This window comes from Methylorubrum populi, assembly GCA_036946625.1.
Taxonomy (GTDB): domain Bacteria; phylum Pseudomonadota; class Alphaproteobacteria; order Rhizobiales; family Beijerinckiaceae; genus Methylobacterium; species Methylobacterium populi_C.
This window is the reverse complement of sequence record JAQIIU010000002.1, coordinates 1025618-1037773: the sequence shown is the minus strand read 5'-3', so window position 1 is coordinate 1037773 and position 12156 is coordinate 1025618. Positions and strand designations below refer to the sequence as shown.

General features: G+C 72.9%; 12 protein-coding genes and 1 pseudogene. 4 read left to right on the top strand and 9 right to left on the bottom strand.

Features of this window, described 5'->3' with window-relative positions:
* Positions 1-78 precede the first annotated feature (78 nt).
* Together PGN25_06945 and PGN25_06940 are read left to right on the top strand one after the other, a co-directional pair.
* Positions 79-1028: pseudogene (locus PGN25_06945) on the top strand (extensin family protein).
* Positions 1029-1127: 99 nt separating this feature from the next.
* Positions 1128-2198 carry a L,D-transpeptidase gene (locus tag PGN25_06940; protein MEH3117336.1) on the top strand — a complete coding sequence of 357 codons (1071 nt, stop codon included), beginning with the start codon at positions 1128-1130 and terminating at the stop codon, positions 2196-2198.
* A gap of 8 nt (positions 2199-2206) precedes the next feature.
* Here PGN25_06940 and PGN25_06935 read toward each other — a convergent pair whose 3' ends face one another.
* Genes PGN25_06935 through PGN25_06925 form a run of 3 tightly spaced genes read right to left on the bottom strand, consistent with a single transcriptional unit; the run spans position 2207 to position 4937 of the window.
* Positions 2207-2923, bottom strand: a complete 717-nt coding sequence (locus PGN25_06935) for an ABC transporter permease subunit (protein MEH3117335.1) — start codon at positions 2921-2923, stop codon at positions 2207-2209.
* Positions 2920-4062 carry an ABC transporter permease subunit gene (locus PGN25_06930; GenBank protein MEH3117334.1) on the bottom strand — a complete coding sequence of 381 codons (1143 nt, stop codon included), beginning with the start codon at positions 4060-4062 and terminating at the stop codon, positions 2920-2922. The genes PGN25_06935 and PGN25_06930 overlap by 4 nt, the downstream gene beginning before the upstream one ends.
* The gene (locus tag PGN25_06925; protein ID MEH3117333.1) at positions 4059-4937 is read right to left on the bottom strand and encodes an ABC transporter substrate-binding protein; all 879 of its coding nucleotides are present in this window, start codon (positions 4935-4937) and stop codon (positions 4059-4061) included. Before PGN25_06925 ends, PGN25_06930 begins: the two co-directional genes overlap by 4 nt.
* A 323-nt stretch (positions 4938-5260) precedes the next feature.
* On the opposite strand from PGN25_06925, the gene PGN25_06920 reads away from it, so the two are divergent.
* Positions 5261-5650, top strand: a complete 390-nt coding sequence (locus PGN25_06920) for a response regulator (protein MEH3117332.1) — start codon at positions 5261-5263, stop codon at positions 5648-5650.
* A gap of 372 nt (positions 5651-6022) precedes the next feature.
* On the opposite strand, the gene PGN25_06915 is transcribed toward PGN25_06920, so the two are convergent.
* Positions 6023-6409: a YraN family protein gene (locus PGN25_06915; GenBank protein MEH3117331.1), complete on the bottom strand. Its 387-nt coding sequence runs from the start codon at positions 6407-6409 to the stop codon at positions 6023-6025.
* The gene (gene rsmI / locus PGN25_06910; protein ID MEH3117330.1) at positions 6393-7355 is read right to left on the bottom strand and encodes a 16S rRNA (cytidine(1402)-2'-O)-methyltransferase; all 963 of its coding nucleotides are present in this window, start codon (positions 7353-7355) and stop codon (positions 6393-6395) included. Before rsmI ends, PGN25_06915 begins: the two co-directional genes overlap by 17 nt.
* Positions 7356-7477: 122 nt before the next feature.
* Between rsmI and PGN25_06905 the strand changes: the two genes are divergently transcribed.
* The gene (locus PGN25_06905) at positions 7478-8671 is read left to right on the top strand and encodes a penicillin-binding protein activator (protein MEH3117329.1); all 1194 of its coding nucleotides are present in this window, start codon (positions 7478-7480) and stop codon (positions 8669-8671) included.
* Positions 8672-8845: 174 nt separating this feature from the next.
* Here the strand turns inward: PGN25_06905 and hemW are convergent, their stop codons facing one another.
* From hemW to PGN25_06885, 4 genes are all read right to left on the bottom strand, one after another.
* Positions 8846-10024 (bottom strand): radical SAM family heme chaperone HemW, encoded by a 1179-nt coding sequence (hemW, locus tag PGN25_06900; protein MEH3117328.1) that lies wholly within the window; start codon positions 10022-10024, stop codon positions 8846-8848.
* Between the two features lie 168 nt (positions 10025-10192).
* Positions 10193-10828 carry an RdgB/HAM1 family non-canonical purine NTP pyrophosphatase gene (gene rdgB / locus PGN25_06895; protein ID MEH3117327.1) on the bottom strand — a complete coding sequence of 212 codons (636 nt, stop codon included), beginning with the start codon at positions 10826-10828 and terminating at the stop codon, positions 10193-10195.
* Entirely contained in the window at positions 10825-11538 is a 714-nt protein-coding gene (gene rph / locus PGN25_06890; protein ID MEH3117326.1) for a ribonuclease PH, read from the bottom strand. The genes rdgB and rph overlap by 4 nt, the downstream gene beginning before the upstream one ends.
* Before the next feature lie 128 nt (positions 11539-11666).
* Positions 11667-11930: a hypothetical protein gene (locus PGN25_06885; GenBank protein MEH3117325.1), complete on the bottom strand. Its 264-nt coding sequence runs from the start codon at positions 11928-11930 to the stop codon at positions 11667-11669.
* Positions 11931-12156: the final 226 nt, after the last annotated feature.

Here is a 12156-nt window from a genome sequence, read left to right as displayed (position 1 = left end):
CGTCCTTGCCAGCCGGGGCCGGGCGGCGGATGAGGGGATGGGCAAGGGCGCGCCCAGGCGAGCGAGGACGATCGCGGCATGAAGTCTCCCACCGTCGCCAGCCTCGCCGTCGGGCTCGGCCTGTGGGCCGCCCCGGCCTGGGTCGAACCGCCCCGGGCCGAGCCGGCCAGATCGTCCGGCTCACCTCCCGCGGCGACGGTGCCGCTGCCGCCGCCCCAGCCGCCGGAGCGCCCGAACGATCTCGTCCCGCCCCCGCCGCAGGTGACGCCGCTGCCGCCGGGGCGCCCGCCGGAACTCACCAAGGGTTCGAAGACCGGTTCGGACAGCGGTTCGGAGAAGAAGCCGGAGGCGCTCCAGTCCAAGGAGGCACCCGAGGAGGCACCGAAGGATGCGAAGGACTCGCCGGCCGCCCTGCCGGAGGCGCCCCTGCCGCCGGAGCGTCCGCCGGAGCTGTCGGGGGAGGCGGCCCTCGCGCTCAAGGTCTCAGCGCCGGACGACACCGCCTGCCTGCGCCGGCTGGAACGGCTCGGCGCGCGCTTCGAGGCGCTGGCGCCGCTCGGCAACGGCCAGTGCAGCGCGCCTCGACCCCTGATGTCACGGCGCTCGCCGACGGCGTGGCGCTGGAGCCGGCCGCGACCCTGACCTGCCGGGCTGCGGAAGCGCTGGCCCGCTGGGCCACCGAGGTTCAGGTCGCCGCGCAAAAAGATCTGGGTGAGAGCCTGAGGAGCTTGGCGCTCGGCGGCACCTATGTCTGCCGCGGCCAGAATCACGACAGCGACGCCAAGCTCAGCGAGCACAGCTTCGCCAACGCCATCGACGTGATGGGCTACGGCTTCGCCGAGCGGGCGGGCCTCAAGGTGACGGCCGTGTCCGAGGGTACGCCGGAGGCGGCCTTCCTCGCCTCGGTGCGCGCGAGCGCCTGCGGCTTCTTCCGCACGGTGCTGGGGCCGGGCAGCGACGCGGCGCACGGCAACCACCTGCATCTCGACCTGCGCGAGCGCAACGCCGGACACCGCCTCTGCCAGTAGGCGGCCGACTCCGGGCCCGACGGGCGCCTTTCGCCGCGGGAACGGCAGGGCTTGGCCATCGCTTGTCCCTGATCGTGGGCCAGGGAGCGTAGACGGACGATGGGACGGGCGTGGATGCGGGGAGCGCTGGCGGCGCTCGGTCTTCTGTCGGCAACCGCGCAGGCCGCCGAATCCGAGGCTCCGAAGCTGACCCGCGAGGCGATCGAGAACGCGGCGTTCCGCGAGCCGGACGCGAAGACCGACAAGGTTTCCGAGCCGTCGGCGAAGAAACCGGGGCAAGACGCGGCGAAGAAGCCCGATCCGTTGCTGGTCAAGGTGCAGGTGCTGCTCGACCGGGCCCGGTTCTCTCCCGGCGCCATCGACGGGCGCGACGGCGACAACCTGCGCGGGGCGATCGCGGCCTTCGCCGCGGCGCAGGGGCTGCCCGCGGGCGACCGGCTTACCCGCGAGGTGTTCGACCGGCTCCAGGCGACGAGCCGCGATCCGGTCGTGACCCGGTACACGATCACGGAGGAGGATGTGAAAGGCCCCTTCGTCGACAAGATGCCGCGCAGGATGGAGGAGCAGGCCGAGGTCGGGCCGATGCGCTACATCAACACGCGGGAGATGCTGGCCGAGCGCTTCCACATGCAGCGCGACCTGCTCTCCGCCCTCAACCCGGACGTGCCGCTCGACAAGGCCGGCGGCAGCCTCGTCGTGGCGGCGGTGCCTCCCCTCGGCGACGGCAAGGTCGAGGGGGCGCCGGTGGCGCCCAAGGTTGCCCGCATCGAGGTCGACAAGCGCACGAAAAGGGTCCGGGCCTACGGCGACGACGGTGGGTTGACGGCCGACTATCCCGCCTCGATCGGCAGCGAGGAGAAGCCGGCGCCGGACGGTTCGGCGAAGGTGAAGGCCGTCGCCTTCGATCCGTGGTACACCTACGATCCGAAGTACCGCTTCGCGGGCGTCAAGGCGCGCAAGAAGTTCTCGATCCACCCGGGGCCGAACAACCCGGTCGGCGTCGTCTGGATCGATCTCTCGATTCCCTCCTACGGCATCCACGGCACGCCGGAGCCGGAGAAGGTCGGCAAGACGGAGTCCCACGGCTGCATCCGCCTGACGAACTGGGACGCGCGCGACCTCGCGAGCCGCACGGAGAAGGGCGCGGCGGTCGAGTTCCTGGACAAGTAGGCGGCCCGTCAGTCTCCCTTTGCCAATCCCTGCATCGCGAGCAGCCCCGCGTCGCCGAGGAAGGCCAGGGCCGCCGTCGCCAGAGCCCCCTGAAGCATGGCCGCGAAGTTCTGGTTCTGCAGCCCCGCGACGATCGGGGTGCCCAGGGTCGAGGCGCCTGCCAGCGCCCCGACCGCGGTGACGGCGACCGAGAGGACCAGGGCGGTGCGCAGGGCCTCGATCAGGCCGCCCGCGGCGAGCGGCAACTCGACCCGGGCGAGGATCTGGCCCGGGGTCAGGCCGATGGCTTGTGCCGCGTCGCGCACCTCCGCCGGGACGGATTCGAACGCGCCGACGGTGCCGCGCAGGGTCGGCATGATCCCGTAGGCCGCGAGCGCCAGCAGGGTCGGCGGGCCGCCGAAGCCGAGGACCGGCAGGGCGAGCGCCACCACCACCACCGGCGGCACCGCCTGGGCGAAGGCCGCGAGCGTGTCGATGCCGCCCCGCGACGCCGCGAAGCGCCGCCGCGTCGCGATCAGGCCGAGCCCGATGCCGAGCACGGCGACGATGCAGAGCCCGCCGCCGGCGAGGGCGAGGTGGTTGAGCGTCAGTTCCGTCAGGCGGTCGACGCCGAGCGGGCGGTACGCGCCCCCGCCGAGGATCAGGACCGCGACGGCCGGATGGCTCGCCGCCGCGAGGCCGAGGCCGAGGAGAAGCGGCGAGAGCGCCGGCACGAGGCGTCTCATCGCGGCCACCGGCGGCGCGCCGCCGCCTCGACGCCGCTCAGGGTCCATTCGGCGGCGAGTGAGAGGACGATGACCGGCAGCGCGCCGAGCAGGATCAGGTCCGGCGCGAATTGCGCCATGCCGTCGAAGACCAGGGTGCCGAGCCCGCCCGCGCCGACGAGGGCGCCGAGGGTCGCGAGCCCGAGCGCCTGCACGGCGGCGACGCGCAGGCCGCCGACGAGGACGGGCGCGCCCAGCGGCAGGCGCAGATCCGTCAGGATCTGGCGGGGCGTCAGCCCGAGGGCCCGGGCCGCGTCGAGGCTGGCGGGGTCCGGGGCGCGCAGCGCCGCATGGAGGCCGCGCCACAGCGGCAGCAGCAGGTAGGCGGCGATGCCGACCAGCGCCGGGCCGGTGCCGAGGGCGGAGACACCGTAACCGCGCAGCGGCGGCACCGCCGCGAGAAGGCCCGAGACCGCCGCGACGAGCCCGCCGAACAGGGCGACGGCGGGCACCACCTGCACCCCGCCCACCGCGAGATCGACGGCGCCGCGCCCGCGCCGCCAGAGGCCGAGGCCGGCGGTGAGACAGGCGGCGAGGGTCAGGGCACCGAGGGCGAGGGCGAGATGATCGCGGATCGCGACGCCCACCTCCCCGCGGCGGGCCCGGAACTCCACGGCGAGGGAGAGGGCCTCGATCCGGCCGGCGAGCCAGAGGCCGGCGAGCAGGACCGTGACGGCCGCGCCCGCGATCAGGCCGCCGCCGGGCAGGCGGGCGCGCCGGGTGGCGAAGGGGAGGGCGGCGAGGAGGACGCTCAGGCCGACCCAGGCGCCGGAAGCCAGCCGTGCCCGGGTCGCGGACGGCTTGCCGGCGATCAGATCGGCGGCCCCCCATCCGAGCCCGACCAGCAGCAGCGCGAGGGCCCCGAGACAGGCGAGCCCCGCGAGCCCGGCGCCGGCCCGCCCGCGACCGCCCGCCGAGAGGCCGAGCCCGAGGGCCGCGAGACCGGCGGTCGGCCAGAGCCAGGGGCCGAGCGCGGCGGGTGCCATGACCGGTGCGCCGGTGACCAGGCGGTTGGGGGCCAGATGCAGCAGCGGCAGCAGCGCGAACACCGCCGGAAGCAGGGCCGCCGCGGCGAGACCGAAGACGAAGCGCGCGCTCACGGGCGGTCCGCCTGTCGCCCGAGCCATTCCGCCGCCACGGCGGCGGCGGTGCGTCCCTCCACCGCGATCGCTCCGTTGAGATGCCGCAGGGTGTCGGCGTCGAGGCGCGCGAAGAGGGGATCGAGGGCGCCGCGGATCTGCGGATGGCGTTCGATCGTGCCGGCGCGGATCACCGGGGCCGGTTCGTAGACGATCTGCGCCCCCTTGGGATCGCTCATCACCGCGAGGTCGAGCGCGGCCAGCGCCCCGTCCGTGCCGTAGACCATCCCGGCATTGATCCCGCCGATCCCCTCCGCCGCGGCCCGCGCCGTCACCGCGGTGTCGCCCCCCGGCAGGCTGACGATGCGGGAGAGCGGCAGGCGGAAGCCGTAGGCCGCCTCGAACGAGGGCAGGGCGGCCGGGCTTTCCACGAACTCGGTCGAGGCGGCGAGCCGGATCAGATCCTCTCGCACGGCGTCGGCGAAGTCGGCCATGGTGGAGAGATTTCGCGCCCGCGCGAGCGCGCCGCGAACCGCGATGAGCCACGTGTTGTTGGCCGGTGCCCGGGCCAGCCAGACCAGCCCGCGTGCGGCATCGCGCCGCGAGGCCTGATCGTAGGCCCCCTCGCTGGTCTTCCAGTCCGGTTCGGTCTCGGTGCCGGAGAAGAAGGCGACGTTGCCGCTATATTCGGGGTACAGATCGATCTCTCCTGCCAGCAGGGCCGAGCGGACGATCAGCGTCGGCCCGAGGCCGAGGCGGCGCTCCACCGGCAAGCCGAGACCTTCGAGAGCGAGGGCGATCAGGTTTCCCAGAAGCGAACCTTCCGTGTCGCTCTTCGAACCGATCACGATCGGGCGAGCGGGCTCGGCGCGACCAACGGACGGCAGCGCCGCCAAGGCGGTCGAAGCCAGGAAGGCGCGTCGGCTCGGGCCGGAGCGAAGGCCGGACCGCCCCTTGAGGGTCGCCCGTTCGCGACAATGCGATCGAAATGTTTCGTGGAATAACATGGTCCGGCTCAGCATAGCACGAGCGAGGCTTGCCGGTGCTTGACACGCCCAGCTTTACGGGCGACGGCTCCGGTGCCGGGCGACATTTTCCGGGTAGGGTGTCGGTCTCCGAAGCGTATCGGAGGGGCCCCGTTCGGGACATTCAGGACGCGACCGTCCGCCAGAGACAGCGTTCCGGTTCGGGAACGGATCGATAGGGAAGACGACCGGGCGTGAATGTGGATTCGAACGAGGATCGTCTGTCCGGCGCCCGCGTGCTGGTGGTCGAGGACGAGGCGGCGATCTCGATGTTGCTTGAGGACATGCTGCTCGATTTCGGCTGCGAGATCGTCGGGCCCGCGGCACGTCTCGCCACCGCCCTGGAGATGGCGCGCAGCGAGGACTTCACCGTCGCCATCCTCGACGTGAACGTCGCGGGCGAGCCGATCTACCCGGTGGCCGAGGTCATCACCGAGCGGAACCTGCCGATCGTGTTCTCGACCGGCTACGGCGGCGCGGGCATTCGCGAGCCGTTTCGCGACCGGCCAGTGGTGCAGAAGCCCTTCAGCCAAACGGATCTCAAGCGCACGCTGATCGCCGCCATCGAGAGCGCCCGGGACTAAATAGAAATTCGCTATCTGAGCGAGCACAGCGTCACGCATATGCCCGCCGTGGTTTCATTCGCCAGGGTCCGCGCAGCCGGTGGCAACTGATACCGTTTCCGCTTGTTCGCTTCGGGTTTGGCCATCCTCCGTCATCGCGAGCGGCCGCGAAGCGATCCAGGGCGCGACAGGTCCGGAAAGGGCGCGCCCTGGTTTGCCACGGCTTCGCCTCGCAAGGACGCAGGACAGGCCGAACTCATCGACCGGATGGCGTACGACCCGTCATACCGAGCCGCAGGGAAGCCGAACGATGGTCGGCTTCCCTGCGTCCGGCGGACGCGCGCCTCCGCGCGGACAACCGGCGATGAGTCGGGATCATCGCCGGTTGGTATTTCAGACGCCTTCGATTTCGAAGGCGTTCGGCAGGTGGCGCGGCCAGCGGCGCGGCGCCACGAAGACCGCATCCGCCCGCAGGGTCGCATCGTCCGGCAGCGGATGGCGTGCGAGCCACGCCCGCACCGCCCGGGACATTCGCGCGCGCTTGCGGGCATCGATCGCCGTCGCGGCCGAATCCAGGCTCGCGCGGGCCTTGACCTCGACGAAGGCGACGGTACGCCCGCGCCGCACGATCAGGTCGATCTCGCCGCCCGAGGCCGCGTAGCGCCGGGCGAGCGGCCGGTAGCCCTTCAGCATCAGCGCCAGCAGCGCCGAGGTTTCGGCCGAGAGTCCCCGCGCATAGGTGGCGCGGCGGCGCGTGCCCGGATCAGGCGGTGGTCTCATCGTCGCCACGGCGGGCCAGAACCAGGGCACGGGCGTAGACGGCGCGCCTGGGCTGGCCGGTCTCGGCGGCGACCAGAGCCGCGGCGTCCTTGATCGAGTGGCGGGCGAGTGCCGCCTCGATGCGGGCGTCGAGCCCGGCATCGGCCTCCCGCGCCACCGCATCCTCGGGCATCGCGCCGATCACCACCACGACCTCGCCCTTCGGCGGTCCCTCCTGCGCGAAGATCTCGGCCAGCGCCCCGAGGCTGTCGCGTCGGATCGTCTCGTAGAGCTTGGTCAGTTCGCGCGCCACCGCGGCCGGCCGCTCGGGCCCGAGCACCTCGGCGGCATCCGCCAGCATCTCGGGCAGGCGGTGGGGGGATTCGAACACCACCAGCGTGCCGGGGATGGAGGCCAGGGCCTCCATCCGGTTCCGCCGGGCGCCGGATTTCTGCGGCAGGAAGCCTTCGAAGAAGAAGCGGTCGGTCGGCAGGCCGGCGGCGACGATGGCGGTCATCACCGCCGAGGGGCCGGGGATCGGCGTCACCGGGATGCCGGCGGCGATCGCCGCCTGGACGAGCTTGAAACCGGGATCCGAGACAAGCGGCGTGCCCGCATCCGAGACCAGCGCCAGGGTCTCGCCGGCCTTCAGCCGCATCACCATCCGCTCGCGCACCGCCTCGTTCGAGTGCTCGTGATAGGAGAGCAGCGGCGTCGTGATCCCGTAATGCATCAGCAGCGTGCGGGTGACGCGGGTGTCCTCGGCCAGCACCGCGTCGGCGGCGGCGAGGGTGGCGAGCGCGCGGAACGAGACGTCGCGCAGGTTGCCGATGGGGGTCGCCACCACGTAGAGGCCCGGCGCCAGGGGCTCGGCCTCCGCGGCGAGGCCGAAGGCCGTGAAGGTGGCGGGGGGCCGGGATGGGCCCTGGGGTCGGCCCTCGGGCCGCCTGTCGACTCGCTGTGTCATCGCCGCGACAATGCCACGCCGGCGCGCCTTTGGAGACCGGGGAGAAGGCCGCCCTCACATTTACTTTTCGCAAGGCCCTCCGCATCGTCATCGCGGATTGCGCTCGGATGAGAGGGTTCGCGATGGCGCGACGCGGCGGACGGCTGACGGGTCTCGCGGGGACCGTGCTCCTCTGCGCCGCGCTCTCCGCCTGCGTCGGCGTACCGGACGCGCCGCGGCCGCAGGCGATGCCGCCGGACGCGGGCGGTCCCCGGGCGGCTTCGGGACCGACCATCGGTGCCGGTTCGGTGAAGGTGGCGCTGATCGTGCCGCTGAGCGGGCAGGGCGCCGCGGTCGGCGGGGCCCTGCGCAACGCCGCCGAACTCGCCTACGAGGATTTCCAGAAGCCCGACCTGCGCATCCTCGTGAAGGACGACCGAGGCACGCCGGAAGGCGCCCGCGAGGCGGCCCAGGCGGCCTTCGCCGACGGGGCGGAGGTGGTGCTCGGCCCGCTCTTCGCGGCCAACGTCCAGGCGGCGGGGAGCGTCGCCCGCGGGGCCGGCAAGCCGGTGATCGCCTTCTCGACCGATGCGGCGGTGGCCGCCCGCGGCGTCTACCTCATCAGCTTCCTGCCGCAATCGGAGGTCGATCGCATCGTCGACGAAGCGACCGCGGGCGGGCGCCGCTCCTTCGCCGCGTTGATCCCGGAGACCCCCTACGGCAATGCCGTCGAGGCGCAGTTCCGCGAGGCGGTGGCCCGGCGCGGCGCCCGACTCGTCGCGATGGAGCGCTACGCCGCCGGCCAGCCCGGACCGGCGGTCGAACGGCTGCGCGGTCTGATCGCGGGGCCGGCGGCGCAGGCCGACGCGCTGTTCGTCCCCGATACGCCCGACGGTCTCGTCGCGGCCGCCTCCGCGCTGACCAGGATCGGCTTCTCGCCGGCGCGGGTACGCCCGCTCGGGCTCGCCCTGTGGAACGACCCGCGGGTGCTCGCGCAGCCCGCCTTCCAGGGCGGCCGGTTCGCGGCGCCCGACGCGGCCGGCTTCGCCGGCTTCGCGCAGCGCTATCAGGCCCGCTTCGGCGAGGCGCCGCCGCGCACCGCCTCGCTCGGCTACGACGCGGTGTCGCTCTCCGTCGCACTCGTGCGCCAGTACGGCTCGCAGCGCTTCGCCGACGCGACGCTGACCAACCCGGCGGGCTTTTCGGGCCTCGACGGCACCTTCCGCTTCCAGCCCGAGGGCCTGAGCGAGCGCACCCTCGCGGTCTACGAGATCCGCAACGGCGCCGCGACGGTGGTGAGCCCGGCGCCGAAGGTGCTCGGGCGGCCGGGGATCTGAGGGATCGACCGGTTTCCGGCTGATCGCTTCGGGTATCGCCGCCCACCGTCATCGCGAGCGTCAGCGAAGCGATCCAGTGGCGCGCCCTGTCCGGATCGGTCGGCGGCCTGGATTGCTTCGGCTGAAGCCTCGCAATGACGGAGGGGATGCCGAAGTCGTCGAGCGGATGCGGTTTCACCCCGCCAGTTCCGCCACCACCGCGTTGAGCACCGGCGCCCCGCGGGCGGTCACGGCGATGCGGCCCCCGGGGCGGCGGGCGACGAGCCCGTCCGCGATCAGCGCGTCGAGACGGCGGGCGTCGAGCAGGCGGCCCTTCAGCGCGGCGTAGCGGATCGGATCGATTCCTTCCGACAGGCGCAGGCCCATCATCAGGAACTCGTCGCCCTGGTCTTCCGCGCCGAGGCTCTCGGTCTCCACGATACCGTGGCCGTCGCGCTCGACGCGGGCGAGCCACGCCTCCGGCGCCTTCCCGGTCAGCGTGCCGGCGCGGCCCCCGGGCAGGACGAGGCGGCCATGGGCGCCGGGGCCGATGCCGGCATACTCGCCGTAGCGCCAGTAGAGCAGGTTGTGGCGCGACTGGGCGCCGGGCCGGGCGTGGTTCGAGATCTCGTAGGCCGGGAGACCCCCCGCCTCGCAGATCTCCTGCGTCACGTCGTAGAGGGCGCGGGCGGAGTCGTCGTCCGGCGGCACGAGGCGGCCGGCCTGGGCGAGGCCGAAGAACGGCGTGCCGGGCTCGATGGTGAGCTGGTAGAGCGAGAGGTGCTCGGCCGCGTAATCGATCGCCCGGCGCAGCTCGGCGGCCCAGGCCTGCGGCGTCTGGTCGGGCCGGGCGTAGATCAGGTCGAAGGAGAAGCGCTCGAAATGCCCCGCGGCCGTGCGCACAGCGGACAGGGCCTCGGCCACGCCGTGCAGCCGTCCGAGTCGCTTGAGGTCGCCGTCGTCGAGGGCCTGGACGCCCAGCGAGACGCGGTTGACCCCGGCCGCGCGGTAGCCGCGGAAGCGGGTCGCCTCGACGCTGGTCGGGTTGGCCTCCAGGGTGACTTCCGCGTCCGGCGCGACGCTCCAGGCCCCGGCCACCGCGTCGAGCAGGCCCGCGACGGTCTCCGGCGCCATCAGCGAGGGCGTGCCGCCGCCCAGGAAGATGCTGGTGACCGTGCGTCCCGGGGCGAGCGCGGCGGCGTGGGCGATCTCCCGGCGGAAGGCGGCGAGGAAGCGCGGCTGGTCCACACCGGCGTGGCGGACATGGCTGTTGAAGTCGCAGTACGGGCATTTCGCCGCGCAGAACGGCCAGTGCAGATAGACCCCGAACCCCGCGTCACGGGTCGGATGATCGGGCGGTGTCGCGGAGAGCATCGGCTTGTCTGAACGTTTCGAACCGCGCGGGGCCGCTCTGTCCACCCGCCGCCCTCATCCTGAGGTGCCCGCGTGAGCGGGCCTCGAAGGATGAGGGCGGTGGATCGGATCGAGCCGTACGGCGGTTTCGTCGTACGAATGTGGGGATGCCGAGGTCCGGGCGAAAGCTCAGCCCGGCCGCCGCAGGCAGGCGGCGGCCAGGAGCACGAAGGCCCGCGCCCGGTGCGAGAGGGCGTTGCCGTTCCGCCAGTCGACGCCGTGCTTCTCCTCGGACGCGATCTCGCCGAAGGTGCGGTCCGTGCCGTCCGGCCGGAACATCGGGTCGTAGCCGAAGCCGAGGGTGCCGCGGGGCTCCACGAGATCGCCGAAGACGCGGCCCTCGAACAGCTCGGTATGGCCGTCGGGCCAGGCCAGCACGAGCGCCGAGACGAAGTGCGCGCGCCGGTCCGTCGCGCCGCGCTTGTCGAGTTCGGCGGCGATCCGCGCCATCGCGCCGGAAAAGTCCTTGGTCGGACCGGCCCAGCGGGCCGAGAACAGGCCCGGCGCGCCGTCGAGGGCATCGACGCAGAGCCCGGAATCGTCGGCGAAGGCCGGCAGGCCGGAGGCCCGGGCCGCGGCCAGCGCCTTGATCGCCGCGTTCTCCGAGAACATCGTGCCGGTCTCATCGGGCTCGGGCAGGCCGAGTTCGCCGGCCGAGACCGCCTCGACGCCGAAGGGCGCCAGCAGCTCGCGCATCTCCACGAGCTTGCCGGCATTGTGGGTCGCGATCACGACCTTGCCCGAGAGGATGCGGTGCGCGCTCACGCGATGGCCTTCCGCTGCAGCTCGACGAGGCTGGCGATGCCGCCCTTGGCGAGCCCGAGCAGTTCGATGAACTGCGCCTCCGAAAACGGCTCCATCTCGGCGGTGCCCTGCACCTCGACGATGCCACCCTTGCCGGTGACGACGAAGTTGGCGTCGGTCTCGGCGGCCGAATCCTCGGCGTAATCGAGGTCGAGCACCGGCTGGCCCTTGTAGATGCCGCAGGACACCGCCGCGACATGGTCCTTGAGCGGATCGACCGAGATGATCGAGCGGGAGCGCATCCAGGCGAAGCAATCGTGCAGGGCCACCCAGGCACCGGTGATCGAAGCGGTGCGGGTGCCGCCGTCGGCCTGGAGCACGTCGCAATCGACGGTGATCTGGCGCTCGCCCATGGCCGGCAGGTTGGTGACGGCGCGTAAGGAACGGCCGATCAGCCGCTGGATCTCCTGGGTGCGGCCCGAGGGCTTGCCGGAATTGACCTCGCGGCGGGTGCGCTCGTGGGTCGCGCGCGGCAGCATGCTGTACTCGGCGGTGACCCAGCCCTTGCCGGAGCCGCGCAGCCACGGCGGCCCGCGGTCCTCCAGCGAGGCGGTGCAGAGCACGCGGGTGTTGCCGAAGGTGACGAGGCAGGAGCCTTCCGCGTAGCGGGCGACCGCCCGCTCCAGCGTGACGTCGCGCATCGCGTCCGCCGCGCGCTTCGAGGGCCGCATCCTTGGCAAGCTCCGTATGGGATCGAAGTCCGGGCTCTTAGGCGCTGCCGCCGCCCGCGGCAACCGCGCGGCGCCGAAACGAGAGGGGCCGCCGTCTCGCGACGGCGGCCCCATCGTCTTCCGGCCCGTCACCAGCGGCGGTGATTCCAGTGCCGGCGATGATGGTGATGGCGGGGACCGCCGAACCGATGGTGCCGGTGCCAGTGGCCGCGGCGGCGATAGTGCCGGCGGTAATGGCGGTGGTGCGGCCGGTACTGGGCCTGCTGGATCGCGTCGCCCGCCGGGGCTGTCGCCTCGGTCGGGATCGGGATCGGGGCGGCCTGCGCGGCGCGGGGGGCCGAAGCGAGGCCCAAGCCGGTCACCGCGATCGCCAGGGCGGCGGCCTTGACCATGGTCTTTCGTGCGCCTGTCAGCACTATCGGAGGCTCCATTTTCGCTCGGTGGACATGGGTGCGGGCCGGGCTCGAACACGCCGGACCTGGTAATTGAACGACTCAAGGCCCCCGATTGATCCGCCCGCACCGCTCCTCTTCCACCGTTTGCGTCGTCCCGCGCCCCGGTCCGAACCGCCGCGGCGATCGAGGATTGATCGGGGGCGCCCGAGCCCTCACAATCGAC